This window comes from Kordiimonas sp. UBA4487 (assembly GCF_002389025.1).
In the GTDB taxonomy this organism is placed as follows: domain Bacteria; phylum Pseudomonadota; class Alphaproteobacteria; order Sphingomonadales; family Kordiimonadaceae; genus Kordiimonas; species Kordiimonas lacus.
Map to the genome: position 1 here is coordinate 46,490 of NZ_DGNR01000013.1, position 11,994 is coordinate 58,483.

An 11,994-nucleotide genomic window follows, 5' to 3' on the forward strand; every position below is an offset into this window, starting at 1 on the left:
AGTAGGCCTGAACTTTCTTCCGGATCAACCGCGATCATGCGGCGCTTGCGCCAATCCTCAAATTGGCGGACACTGTCCCTTCCATAACAGGGGAGGGATTTATGGATAACCTGCTTTCGAAGTTTGACCCGTTCGCGGCCCCCTTGGGCCGCCTGTTCCTGTCTATCATTTTTATTGGTGCCGGTTTTGCCAAAGTCGCCAGCGGCGGCGCTGGCATGGTGGAATATATGGAAGCGGCTGGTGTGCCGGGCTTCCTGTTCTGGCCTGCGGCTATCTTTGAGCTGCTTGCCGGTATCGCCATTCTGGTGGGTTTCAAGACGCGCCTTGTGGCGTTCCTGCTGGCGGGCTTCTGCCTCATCACCGCGGTGATGTTCCACGCCGATTTCGCTGACCAGATGCAGCAGACCATGTTCCTGAAGAATCTGGCCATGGCGGGCGCGTTCCTTATCCTCATGCGCTTCGGTGGCGGGGAATTCGCGCTCGACAATCGCGCAGCATCCGGCGACAGCTAATTAAGTGTAGGGCAACTCACCCTTTTGGGCTGCCCTATAAATTCTTTAACGCTTTCGGTCTATCATTCCTCAGAAGGGGTAAGGGATAGTTGATTGCATGATTTTCGCACGGCTTTTTGCCATTTGTTTCTTCATTCTGGCGTTGCCATCAAAAGCTGCTCTCAGTTCTGACCGAGAGTTCCAGTTTCTGGCGGAAGCATTGCCGCCCTATTCTTTTCGGGATGGCCCGGAGATCAGAGGCATCTCGGTTGACATTCTGGTGGAAATGTTTGCGCGTGCAGACATGCCCTACAGGCGACGCGACATCGCTATTGTGCCTTGGGCACGGGGATATGCCCAGGCCCAGGCCCGCCCCAACACCGTCCTTTTTTCGACTGTCAGGACACCGGAACGGGAAAAGCATTTTCTTTGGGTTGGGCCCATTGCGGCCACACAAACCGTTATATGGGCGCGCCGGGAAGATAATATTACGATAGACAACCCATCAGACCTGAACCGGTACCACATTGGTGTTTCCCAGGACACGGTTGGCCATGAATGGCTTAAGGAAAAGGGTGTCTCGCCGGGCTCTATGACATCGATCGTGCATGAAAACAGGGGGGCTCTGTTGCTGTCGCGCGGGAGAATTCATCTTTGGGTCGCTGATGCGACCATGGCCCGGTGGGAAATCCGGAAGCAGAAGCTCGCGGCGTCCAAGTTCGAGATCGTACATGTTCTGCTGGAAGACAGCCTCTATTATGCCTTTCATCCAGAAAGCGACAATCAGGTGATCCATGATTTGCAGGCTGCGCTGGACAGCATGAAAGCAGACGGCACCTATAGCGGAATTATGTCGCGTTACCTCCATGCAGGGATCCTGCCCTGATCACCGGTTTTACACTCTCTCCTTGAGGCCCGCCCTGTTCCCGCCTATATGTCGGGGACCGGTTTTTTGAAAGGGTCCTGCATGCTCAAGGGCAAACGCATACTTCTGATCATCGGCGGCGGGGTCGCGGCCTATAAGGCGCTTGATCTGGCGCGCCGCCTGATGGAACGCGGCGCCTCCGTGCGCGGGGTGCTGACGTCGGGCGGGCAGGAGTTTATCACGCCGCTCAGTGTCGCAAGCCTCACCGGCGACGAATGCTATACGGACCTCTTCTCCCTCAAGGACGAAGCGGAGATGGGCCATATCCGCCTCAGTCGCGAGGCAGATCTGATTTTGATCGCGCCTGCGACCGCAGACCTGATGAGCAAGATGGCCAACGGCATCGCCAATGACCTGGCGTCGACCATCTTACTCGCGACCGACAAGCCTGTGATGATTGCACCCGCCATGAATGCCCAGATGTGGGACCACCCAGCCACAAAACGGAACCTTGAGACCCTGCGGGGCGACGGAGTCCATATCGTGCAGCCGGGCGACGGCATGCTGGCCTGCGGCGAAGTGGGGCCGGGGCGGCTTGCTGAAGTCATGGATATGGTGGCTGCGGTCGAGGACTTCTTCGGCGGCGACAACCTGCTGCTGTCGGGCAAGCGCGCGGTGGTGACCGCTGGGCCAACCCATGAGCCCATCGATCCCGTGCGCTATATTGCCAACCGGTCCAGTGGCCGACAGGGCTTTGAAGTGGCGGCGGCGCTTTCGCGTCTGGGTGCTGATGTGACGCTGGTGGCCGGACCTTGTGCGCAGGAAACACCGGCCGGCGTGACCCGAGTGGATGTGGAGACTGCGCGTGAGATGCAGGCCGCGGTGGACGCCGCGCTGCCCGCAGACATCGCCGTATGTGTGGCTGCGGTCGCGGACTGGCATGTGAAGAACGGCGGCGCCCAGAAGCTGAAGAAATCGAAGGACGGCACGCCCACGTTTGAGTTTGGCGAAAACCCGGACATCCTGAAGGGGCTTTCCGGCCTGAAAAAGGGCCGCCCAGCGCTGGTGGTGGGCTTCGCGGCAGAAACCGAGAATGTGGTTCAGCACGCAACAGAGAAACGCGCGCGCAAGGGCTGCGACTTGATCGTGGCCAATGACGTGTCGGCCCAGACCGGCATCATGGGCGGCGACTATAACGAAATTCATCTGATCAGCGCCGCGGGCGCGGAGAGCTGGCCGAAAATGGAAAAAAGCGCGGTGGCGGACAAGCTCGCGCTCAAGATTGCAGAAGTGTTGAAGGGATAAAGCGTGATGCGCGACAATAAAGTGGTGATCGAGGTCAAACGGCTTGAGCACGGCGCAGGCCTCAACCTGCCAAAGTATGAGACAGAGCAATCCGCCGGGATGGACCTGTATGCAGCCCTTGGCGAGGGCGAAAGCATCACCCTGGGCGCGCTGGACCGCGCCATGATCCCGACCGGCCTTGCCATGGCGCTGCCCGCGGGTTTTGAAGCGCAGGTGCGCCCGCGCTCCGGCCTCGCCGCCAAGAACGGGGTGACGGTCCTCAACACGCCCGGCACCATCGACGCCGACTATCGCGGCGAAGTGAAGGTGATTTTGGTGAATCTCTCGAACGAGCCTTTCACCGTTGAGCGCGGCATGCGCATCGCCCAGATGATCATCAGTCCCGTCACCCAGGGCACCTGGGCCGAAGTTGAAGAGCTGGATGAGACCGCGCGCGGCGCTGGCGGTTTTGGCTCCACTGGCGTGAAGTAACTGGTGGCACGGTTCCTTAAATGGTTCTGTGCTGCGGTTGGGCTGAATCTCGTTTTAGCCGCTGTGGCAATGATGGTTGTCAAGTTGATAGGTCAATCAGCAGCAGGTTGGGGCTTTGTAGTCTTAATGCTGGTACCTCCAGCCTTGTCAGTTGTCATCATTGGCCAGAAGCATCAGGCTGCAGCCTTCAGTAGCGTGTTGGTGGCCTTTCCTCTGAACATCTATGCCACCTTCGTAGCGAATTGCGCGATCTTTGGTCGATGTTTGTGATGAATGGAAATGCGGAGTCATATGATGTTCGTCATCTTTGATCTGGACGGCACGCTGGCGGATGTGGATCACCGCCGCCATCTGGTGAATGGGCCGAAGCCCGACTGGCCGTCCTTTTACCGGTCGTGCGTTTCTGACACCCCCAAGCATGAGGTGATTGGCGCCTTGAAAGCGCACCTGAAAGCAGGGCACCGGGTCGAGATATGGTCCGGCCGGTCTGATGAGGTGCGGGCCCACACCCACGACTGGCTCGAGGAGCACGGCATCGACCCCCGCCTGCTCACCCGCATGCGTGACGCGCGGGATTTCACGCCGGATCATATCCTGAAGCGCAATTGGCTCATGGCATGTGACGCGCGCCCGGATGCGGTGTATGATGACCGCAACAAGGTGGTGGACATGTGGCGTGCGGAAGGCATTCCGTGTTTCCAGGTGGCGCCGGGCGATTTTTAGGCCGGTCTCAAGAGGGGGTCTTCATGAAAGCAGGTGTGATTATTCTGATTGTGCTCGCTGCGCTGATCGGCGTGGGCATCTACACTGTGACGAACCAGCAGGAACCGGCGGCGTCCGAACGCCTGCCTGACAATCTGCGCAGCTTGCTGCAGGAAGAAATGCGCCTGCTGAATACGGGCGTACAGTCGATCGACGCAGCCCTCAAAGCGGGTGATGAGGCGACGGTGGCCTCTGTCGCTAGACAGATGCACGACAGTTTCATCCTCAGGCAAAAGCTGACACCCGGCGATATCCGGCGGCTGAAATTTGTGATGGGAGCAGATTTTGTCCTGACCGATAAGGCGTTCCATGGCACAGCACTTGAGCTTTCCCAGGCCGCACAAGCAGGCGACGCTGAGCGCCAGACAGCGATATTCCAATCCTTGAAGGCGGCGTGTGTGAGCTGTCATGAGCGCTACGCGCCAGCGAGCGTCGCAGAACTTGTGACACCCTGACGCAGCGCGCGGAAAAAGCAATTTTTGCCATCGTTGCGGCACGATCTGGTGCTATAGCAGGATGGCAATCAAGTTGAAGCGGAAATGAGGCACTCTATGAAACGCAAAATTGCGGCACTGATTTTCCTGGGGGCGGGCTTGGCAGTTACCGGCGGGGCCGTCTTGTCAAATAGTGGGCCAGAGGACGCGCCAGCGCTTGAACTGTCTGACCATATGCGCGGGTTCCTGAAGGATGAGATGCTTCAGCTGGCAGTCGCTGGACGAGGCATCGAGAAGGCCTTGGCCGCTGAAGACCATGCCAGCGTCCAGGAATTTGCGTCCCACATGGACAAGGCCTTCATCATGCAGCAGGAAGTCACCACCATGGACCTGCGCGAGCTTGAGCTGGTGCTGGGCGAGGAATTTGTCGAACGCGACAAGGAATTTCACGCCATGGCCCGCGCGCTTGAGGCGGCGGCCAAAGCCGAGGATATTGTGGGCGAACGCAAGATTTTCGGTGACATGCTGCGCGCCTGCGCCGCCTGCCACCAGGATTATGCCCCCGAAGCGCCGGTGTTAGAGTAGACCTTTATGGATTTCACAGACGACCAGCTGGAGCGCTATGCGCGCCATATCATTCTGCAGGATGTCGGCGGCGCCGGGCAGATTGCACTTCTGAACGCCAAGGTTCTTGTGGTGGGTGCGGGCGGCCTTGGGGCGCCGGTGCTCCTGTATCTCGCGGCGGCGGGCGTTGGCACGATCGGTATCGTGGATGACGACGCTGTTGAGCTTTCGAACCTGCAACGCCAGGTGATCCACACCACGCCTGACGTGGGCAAACCCAAGGTGGAAAGCGCGGCAGAAAAGATCGCGGCGCTTAACCCGGACGTGACGGTGAATGTTATCCCAGAACGACTGACGATGGCCAACGCGGCGACCATCATCACGGACTATGACATCGTCGCTGACGGCACGGACAATTTCAAAACCCGGCATCTGATCAGCGACACCTGCGTGGCGCTGGAGAAGACGCTGGTGTCGGGCGCACTGTCTTCCTATGAGGGGCAGATCGCCACTTTCAAGCCGCACGCGGGCAAGGGCCTGCCGTGTTACCGCTGTTTCCTGCCGCACACACCGCCCGCCAATGAAGCGCGCACCTGCGCGGACTTCGGCATTCTGGGCGCGGTGGCGGGTATGGTGGGCACCATGCAGGCGCTGGAGGTGTTGAAGGAAATCACCGGTGTGGGTGACAGCCTGGCGGGCAAGATGCTGATGATGGATGCGCGCGACATGGCCGTGCGCAAGATCAACCTGCCGCAAGACCCGAACTGTCCGGCATGCGCGAGAGGGAAAAACTGATGGCGAAGGCGCAGGCAACACGAAAACCCATGACACTGATGGTGATCAGCCCTGACGCCGAGCGCATCCATATGGCGCTGATGATGGGCGCGACCGCCAGCGCCATGGGACGGCCTGTAACCTTCTTTTTCTCCAAATCAGCGACGCCGTTCCTGACCGAAGGTGGTTGGGCGCAGCTGAAGACGCAGGCTGGTGTGTCGGGGCCGGCGATGGACACAGCGCTTGAAGACAAGGGCGTGGCCGACAGCGGCATCCTGATGGACGGCCTCGCGGCACTTGATGCCCGCTTCCTGGTGTGCGAAGCCGCCTTGCGCGAACACGACCTTGATGTGACGTCGCTTATCACCCGTCCAGCGGTGGAGATCGCAGGCCTCGCCGAGATTATTGAAAAAGGCCAGGGTGGCGACTGGCTGACCTTCTAATTCCCTGACATCTATAGTGGCCAGTTTGTAGGCCCTATTGTCTTTTGTTTGTTACCATGGTACATAGATAACATTATTGAGCGAGGAAATGGCAATGACAACCAAGATTGAGCGTGTGCAAACTGGCGTGCGCATGGAAAAGCGGCTGGTCAAGGTGCTGAAAGGCACAGCGGAATATCTGGATCTGTCGCTGGGGGATCTTCTCGAGGGCATCGTATTGCATGCCTTTGACGGCAAGACGCCACCGTTTTCCGAAGAAACACGCGCCAAGATTGCCACCCTTATGAAGGTCTATGACTGTGACCTGAATGCCAGCCACAGCCATAGACTGACGGAATAAGCCTGAGCCCCGACAGAAAGGACGACATCATGACCGACCAAGATTTCATGGCTGCGTTCGAGGACACGAGCCTGAACGCAAACCTGTTTAACCATGAAGCGCACATCCGAATGGGCTGGATATATGCGACACGCTATCCGCTCGCGGATGCCATCGACCGATTCGCGCGTGCCCTGAAGGCCTACACAGAGGCGCTGGGCTGCGCCGACAAATATCATGAAACCATCACCTGGTTTTACATGCTGCTGATCGCGGAGCGGCAGGCGGAAACGCAGGCAACCAGCTTCGATGCATTCCTTGCCGCCAATCCTGACTTGGTGGCAACGCCGTCCATCCTGACGCGCTATTATTCCCAGGATACCCTTGCGAGCGCCCGCGCGCGCCAGCATTATATCCTGCCGGACCGGGGGACACGCCAGGAGGCTGCATGACCGATGATGAGCTGATTGAGGCTTTTGAAAGCCACCGGCTGACGCGCGAAGCTTTCACCCATGAAGCCCATCTACGAGTCGGCTGGATTTACTTGCAGCGCCTGCCGCTTGGCGAAGCGTGCGATACCATGGCGCGGGAGCTGCTGGCATGGGATATCGCCCATGGGCTTGGGGATCGCTATCACGAGACAGTCACCTGGGCTTTCATGTTTATCATCCATGAAAAACAGCTGGCGTGCGGCGCCAAAACCTTCGACGCGTTTCTGGAAGCCAACCCCGACCTGATGCGCAAAAGCCCGCCTTTTCTGGCGGGCTATTACAAGGATGCGACGCTCGAAAGCGAGTTGGCGCGCAAGAACTTCCTGCTGCCGGATGTGGGGCGTTAGGCCAGCGCAGCCTTCACCGCTGCGGCGCAGTGCACCTCAGTGGTGTCGATAAGCGGTACCGCCGTATGCCCGGGTTTCACCAGAAGGCCGATCTCCGTACAGCCAAGGATGACAGCATCGGCGCCGCCTTTGTGCAGGGCTTCAATGATTCGAACATATTCTGCCCGCGAGGCCTCGGAAATCACGCCTTTGCACAGTTCATCAAAAATCACGTCATGGATAATGGTGCGGTCGGCCTCATCAGGGATGACAACTTCAATGCCGAACTTCTCGGCGATTCGGCCTTTGTAGAAATCCTGTTCCATGGTGAAGCTTGAACCCAGAAGCGCCAGCGTCTGGTAGCCGTGCTCAAGGGCTGCTTCAGCTGTGGCGTCGGCGATGTGCAGAAGGGGCACGGATGTGCGTGTGCGGATGGCGTCTTCGACCAGATGCATGGTGTTGGTGCAGATCAGCGTCATGTCGGCGCCAGCGGCCTCAAGCCCCGCGGCAGCATTACCCAGCATCTCACCAGCCGCGTCCCATGCGCCCTCGCGCTGCATCTGTGCGATCTCATCAAAGTTCACGCTGTGCAGCAGAATTTTGGCACTGTGCAGGCCGCCAAGCGCGTCCTTGATGCTTTCATTCAAGAGCCGGTAATAGGTGGCTGTCGATTCCCAGCTCATGCCGCCAAGCAGGCCAATCGTCTTCATGGGGTCATCCCTTCTTCATCCAAACAACATTGGCAGCAGGTTAGAGGGCGCGCAACAGTGAAGGCTTTCAAAAAAGTGACCCCAAATCGCCTGCGGCTTTTTGTTTCGTCGACAAGGCTGGGCGGTGGCGGCTATCCTGCGGTTATGAATTGCAAGGCGACACATAGGAAAGTGACGGCGGGCGCCATCAGCGCCGAGCTGTTGCCGCGCGCGCCCTACGATGTGGCCTACACGCCGGACCGGGTGGTTGCCGGATTTGCGTTCGATATCCAGACCGGCCTGCACGCCTTTGCAACCGACCGGGCATCGCCTTTCCTGACCATGCCGGACAGTATGGCGCTGACGCCCGCAGGTTGCGATATTCGGTCCCGGTCGGATGTCGGGGGTGAATATCTCACGGTTACCATCACGCCGGGGCATGAACACCATTATGCTGACGCCTTTGATGGGGCGGCCATCTACCAATATAGCAATGCAGCCTTCAAGGGCGCGGGCACTGCCGCCCGGGCGCTCAGGCAGCTTCTGATCCTGAACCCCGAGGAAGAAACGGTGGCCGAAGGCCTTGCGGCGGTCCTCTTTGAGGCAGCCCTCAAAGCCAAGCCCGCCACAGCCAAGCCCGCCAGCAGCCTGACACGCACCCGTATGCGGCGCCTGCATGACCTGATCGAGGCCCGCTTCGGGGACAAATTGACAGTTCTTGAGATGGCAATGGAAGTGGGCTTGTCCGTTGGCTTCTTCATTCGGGCGTTTGCCGCGGCCACGGGCACCACGCCGCACGCCTACCTGCTGGAACGCAGGCTCAGCGAAGCCCGCCGGAGCCTGACACGGCCGGAAGCATCCATCGCAGACATCGCCCACGCTTGCGGGTTTGCCAGCCAGGCGCACCTGACCAGCAGCTTCAGAAGTCAATTCGGGATCACGCCTGCGGCTTACCGGGTGCGTGTGGCTTAGGGCTCAGGCCTGAAGGTCAGCGCCCGCGCTGGCGTTCCTGTTCATAGGTTCCCAGCACATTCACATGCTTGGTGTGGAAGCGAAGTTCTTCCATCGCGCGGTGGACATTTTCCATGCCCTCATGGCCTTCGATGTCGGCGTAAAATTCGGTCGCGGTGAAGCTGTCCGATTCGTAATAGCTTTCAAGCTTGGTCATGTTGACGCTGTTTGTGGCGAACCCGCCCAGCGCCTTATATAGCGCTGCCGGAATGTTCCTGACCTCGAAGGTGAAGCTGGTCATCACCGGGCCGGCCAGGTCCGCCGCCGCGACGGGCTCGCGTGACAGCACCACGAACCGGGTAGTGTTATGGCCTTCGTCCTGGAAATCCTTGCGGATGATATCAAGGCCATACACGTCCGCGGCCAGCTCGCTGGCGATGGCGCCAACGGAAGGGTCGCCCAGTTCGGCGACATGCTTGGCAGAGCCGGCGGTATCGGCAAACGGCAGGCGCTCAATCCCGAGCGCACGCAGGTTCTTGCGGCATTGCCCCAAGGCCTGGACATGGCTCTTCACAGTCTTGAGCGTGCTCTCATTCGCGCCTTTGACGCCCAGAAGGCAGTGGCGGATGGTCTCGAAATGCTCACCGATAATATAAAGCCCGCTGCCCGGCAGCAGGATATGGATATCTGCCACACGGCCCGCAGTCGAATTCTCGATCGGAATCATGGCAAGGCGTGCGCGTCCCTGTTGGACAGCGGCCAGCGCGTCCTCGAAGCTCGGGGTCGACAGCGGCTCCATATCCGGAAACTTGGCCTGGCACGCCATGTGGGAATAGGCACCAAGCTCGCCCTGGAAGGCGATCAGCTTGTCTGTTTCCTGGGTGGTCGGGCTTGCCATGACGGAGGTTTCTTTCTGGACTGTTGAAAAAATCGCGGTTGAGATTAGTGCCAAGGCCACCCGGCCAAGTCAATGCAGGAAGCGCACGGTCCTGCCGATTCTGCAGGGTGATTTTGGCGGTGCGCTGCTTTGTCGCATAAAAAAGGCGCCAAAAAACCCGATTTTTTGGCCTAAGGTGGCAAAATCGTGCAAATGACGACTTGAATAAAGGGCCCATCAGCGGCTATTGTCGCGCGCGAATTAGCCGGTCATATATCTGTCAGGGGTAAGGGATCGGCTGGGAGAGAATTTAGCTTGCTCGCCTGCAAGGAGAAGAGCCTGTGTCATTAGAATCAAACAAAGTCTTTGCGGCTGTCCTGTCTGCGGCGCTGCTGATCATGGTGATCACGACTGTTTCTGAAAGCGTGTTCCACGAAGAAGAAGCCAAGCCAGCCTTCACGATTGAAGTGGCATCCGAAGAAGCAACTGATGCCGTTGTTGAAGAAGGTCCATCGCTTGCTGAGCTTCTGGCTTCTGCAGACGCCGGTAAGGGCGAGCGTCAGTTCGCGAAATGTAAAGCCTGCCATACCATTGGCAAGGACGAAGGTAATCGTACCGGGCCGAACCTCTATGGTGTAATGGGTCGTCAGATCGGAAGCCATGCCGGTTTCAACTATTCTGGTGCACTGTCTGGCCAGGACGGCAACTGGACATGGGAAATCATGGACCAGTGGCTCAAGAGCCCGAAAAACACGTTCGACGGTACCAGCATGGCATTCGCCGGCATCCGCAAGGAAGAGCAGCGTGCAGACCTGATGGCGTACCTCAACAGCTTCTCTGACAGCCCGCTCGAGTTGCCAGCCGCAGAAGCAGTTGAAGAAGCAGCTGAAGAAGCTGCCCCAGAAGCGACTGAAGAGGAAGCCGCTGGCGAATAAGTCAGGGTTTGCTGAATAGATTTCTGAAAGCGGCGATCCATCCGGGTCGCCGTTTTTGATTATGCAGGATGAAGTCTTTTAAAGCCTTCTGAAGCCCAGGAAGGCGGGGCCGGTGCGGCCCTTGTCGGCCATTTCCTTCGCCACCCAGCCCTTGACGTCCTCTAGCGGGTCAATCGTGACCATCATATGGGTGGCGTTGGCGTGGAGGAGGTGCACGCCGTCGATCATGAAGCCCACGTGGCCGGGGAAGAACGCCAGGTCACCGCGCACGGGCGTCTCGCCCATCTCCAGCGCGCGACCGAGGCTGTCATATTGCGCACCACTGTCCCGGTGCACCCGGTGACCGGCTGCCGCAAGTGCCATCTGCACCAGCCCGCTACAGTCGATGCCCAGTTTGGACCTGCCGCCCCACAGGTAGGGCGAGCCGATAAAGCTTTCGGCGGTATCCACGGGGTCGGCCTTGCCGCAGCCCACAGGAGTGACGTGTTTTTCATAAATCCAGCCGCCGACATGCAGTTCCGAAAAGCCGTTTTCCGACACGCCGGGCAGGGTGATGAAGGCGCCCATGGGCAACACCACTTCGGGCGCGGACTTGAGGTCCGGCTCGCGGTAGACATGAGAGAGCGGCGCGGAGATGCGGTGGCTGGGGAGCACGTCATATTCATCGACAGCACTGTCGGTCACCCAGCCCATATAGCCGTCGATCAGGCTGATGATGAACCACCAGCCGGGCACTTCGGCCAGAATCTGCACAGGTTCGCTGTAGAGAAGCTCGGTGACGGTCTCGGCGTCGGGCTCGGGCTCGGCCTTGACGGCAGCGATGGGGCGGGCGCCCAGCCCGTCAATGGTGCTACCCCCAAGGAGGCTCTTGCTGCTTTTCAGAAGGCTGTTGGGGTCATAGAGCGGCGGCAGGCCAAAGCCGTGCAGCAGGTCACTCATAGCCGCCTTCCCCTGCATCCACGAGCCTTTCTGCCGCCACGATGCGGTCCGACAATTCGCTCAGGTAAACGGCGCCCTTGACGGTGCGTTGCACCAGGACGTTGCGGCGATCGTTCTCATCGCGCTTGCGCTTGAGGTAGCCAAGCTGCCCTAGGGTATCAAGCGCGCGGGTGATCACCGGCTTGGTCACATTCATTTTGGCGGCAAGGCCCCGGACGGTGTGCGGGTCTGATGTCATATAGACGGTCAGCAGGACGGTCATCTGCCTGAGGGTCAGGTCAGGGACGTCCGCGCGCACGACATCCAGATTGGCTGTGTGCCAAATCTTAAGCATCCGGGGATTTGTTTTTTCGGTCAC

The 11,994-nt window shown here is 59.2% G+C and carries 18 protein-coding genes; 14 read left to right on the forward strand and 4 right to left on the reverse strand.

From position 1 onward, the window contains the following. Window positions 1-101 precede the first annotated feature (101 nt). The 12 genes from B3Z17_RS11660 to B3Z17_RS11715 all read left to right on the forward strand — a co-directional run bounded on the left by B3Z17_RS11660 (window position 102) and on the right by B3Z17_RS11715 (window position 7,266). The gene (locus B3Z17_RS11660) at window positions 102-512 is read left to right on the forward strand and encodes a DoxX family protein (RefSeq protein WP_286829937.1); all 411 of its coding nucleotides are present in this window, start codon (window positions 102-104) and stop codon (window positions 510-512) included. A gap of 97 nt (window positions 513-609) precedes the next feature. After that, window positions 610-1,377 carry a substrate-binding periplasmic protein gene (locus B3Z17_RS11665; RefSeq protein ID WP_286829938.1) on the forward strand — a complete coding sequence of 256 codons (768 nt, stop codon included), beginning with the start codon at window positions 610-612 and terminating at the stop codon, window positions 1,375-1,377. Between the two features lie 81 nt (window positions 1,378-1,458). Further along, window positions 1,459-2,661: a bifunctional phosphopantothenoylcysteine decarboxylase/phosphopantothenate--cysteine ligase CoaBC gene (gene coaBC, locus B3Z17_RS11670; protein WP_286829939.1), complete on the forward strand. Its 1,203-nt coding sequence runs from the start codon at window positions 1,459-1,461 to the stop codon at window positions 2,659-2,661. A 6-nt stretch (window positions 2,662-2,667) separates the two neighbouring features. After that, entirely contained in the window at window positions 2,668-3,132 is a 465-nt protein-coding gene (dut, locus tag B3Z17_RS11675; protein WP_286829940.1) for a dUTP diphosphatase, read from the forward strand. 291 nt (window positions 3,133-3,423) lie between these two features. Beyond that, on the forward strand, window positions 3,424-3,855 hold the full coding sequence (locus B3Z17_RS11680; RefSeq protein ID WP_286829941.1) for a hypothetical protein: 432 nt from the start codon (window positions 3,424-3,426) through the stop codon (window positions 3,853-3,855). Between the two features lie 23 nt (window positions 3,856-3,878). Continuing rightward, entirely contained in the window at window positions 3,879-4,349 is a 471-nt protein-coding gene (locus B3Z17_RS11685) for a cytochrome c (protein ID WP_286829942.1), read from the forward strand. A 96-nt stretch (window positions 4,350-4,445) separates the two neighbouring features. Then, entirely contained in the window at window positions 4,446-4,913 is a 468-nt protein-coding gene (locus B3Z17_RS11690; RefSeq protein WP_286829943.1) for a cytochrome c, read from the forward strand. 6 nt (window positions 4,914-4,919) lie between these two features. Beyond that, window positions 4,920-5,687, forward strand: a complete 768-nt coding sequence (locus B3Z17_RS11695; protein ID WP_286829944.1) for a HesA/MoeB/ThiF family protein — start codon at window positions 4,920-4,922, stop codon at window positions 5,685-5,687. Continuing rightward, the gene (locus B3Z17_RS11700) at window positions 5,687-6,109 is read left to right on the forward strand and encodes a DsrE family protein (protein ID WP_286829945.1); all 423 of its coding nucleotides are present in this window, start codon (window positions 5,687-5,689) and stop codon (window positions 6,107-6,109) included. Before B3Z17_RS11695 ends, B3Z17_RS11700 begins: the two co-directional genes overlap by 1 nt. Window positions 6,110-6,203: 94 nt before the next feature. After that, window positions 6,204-6,449 carry a hypothetical protein gene (locus B3Z17_RS11705; protein ID WP_139167679.1) on the forward strand — a complete coding sequence of 82 codons (246 nt, stop codon included), beginning with the start codon at window positions 6,204-6,206 and terminating at the stop codon, window positions 6,447-6,449. A 29-nt stretch (window positions 6,450-6,478) separates the two neighbouring features. After that, window positions 6,479-6,880: a hypothetical protein gene (locus B3Z17_RS11710; protein ID WP_286829946.1), complete on the forward strand. Its 402-nt coding sequence runs from the start codon at window positions 6,479-6,481 to the stop codon at window positions 6,878-6,880. Next, window positions 6,877-7,266, forward strand: a complete 390-nt coding sequence (locus B3Z17_RS11715) for a hypothetical protein (protein ID WP_286829947.1) — start codon at window positions 6,877-6,879, stop codon at window positions 7,264-7,266. The genes B3Z17_RS11710 and B3Z17_RS11715 overlap by 4 nt, the downstream gene beginning before the upstream one ends. Here the strand turns inward: B3Z17_RS11715 and B3Z17_RS11720 are convergent. After that, a complete protein-coding gene (locus tag B3Z17_RS11720) occupies window positions 7,263-7,955 on the reverse strand; it encodes an aspartate/glutamate racemase family protein (RefSeq protein WP_286829948.1) in 693 nt (230 codons plus the stop codon). The two genes, B3Z17_RS11715 and B3Z17_RS11720, sit on opposite strands and share 4 nt — an antisense overlap. Window positions 7,956-8,126: 171 nt before the next feature. Here B3Z17_RS11720 and B3Z17_RS11725 point away from each other — a divergent pair, with 171 nt between their 5' ends. Beyond that, complete coding sequence (locus tag B3Z17_RS11725) at window positions 8,127-8,906, forward strand: helix-turn-helix domain-containing protein (protein WP_286829949.1); 780 nt, start codon at window positions 8,127-8,129, stop codon at window positions 8,904-8,906. Between the two features lie 16 nt (window positions 8,907-8,922). On the opposite strand, the gene B3Z17_RS11730 is transcribed toward B3Z17_RS11725, so the two are convergent. Continuing rightward, window positions 8,923-9,783: a prephenate dehydratase gene (locus tag B3Z17_RS11730; protein WP_068309278.1), complete on the reverse strand. Its 861-nt coding sequence runs from the start codon at window positions 9,781-9,783 to the stop codon at window positions 8,923-8,925. A 320-nt stretch (window positions 9,784-10,103) separates the two neighbouring features. On the opposite strand from B3Z17_RS11730, the gene B3Z17_RS11735 reads away from it, so the two are divergent. Further along, window positions 10,104-10,697: a c-type cytochrome gene (locus B3Z17_RS11735; RefSeq protein WP_286829950.1), complete on the forward strand. Its 594-nt coding sequence runs from the start codon at window positions 10,104-10,106 to the stop codon at window positions 10,695-10,697. A gap of 78 nt (window positions 10,698-10,775) precedes the next feature. Here B3Z17_RS11735 and B3Z17_RS11740 read toward each other — a convergent pair whose 3' ends face one another. Both B3Z17_RS11740 and B3Z17_RS11745 read right to left on the reverse strand, forming a co-directional pair. Then, window positions 10,776-11,636, reverse strand: a complete 861-nt coding sequence (locus tag B3Z17_RS11740; protein ID WP_068309282.1) for an NlpC/P60 family protein — start codon at window positions 11,634-11,636, stop codon at window positions 10,776-10,778. Then, on the reverse strand, window positions 11,629-11,970 hold the full coding sequence (locus B3Z17_RS11745) for a MarR family transcriptional regulator (RefSeq protein WP_349680326.1): 342 nt from the start codon (window positions 11,968-11,970) through the stop codon (window positions 11,629-11,631). Before B3Z17_RS11745 ends, B3Z17_RS11740 begins: the two co-directional genes overlap by 8 nt. Window positions 11,971-11,994 lie beyond the last annotated feature (24 nt).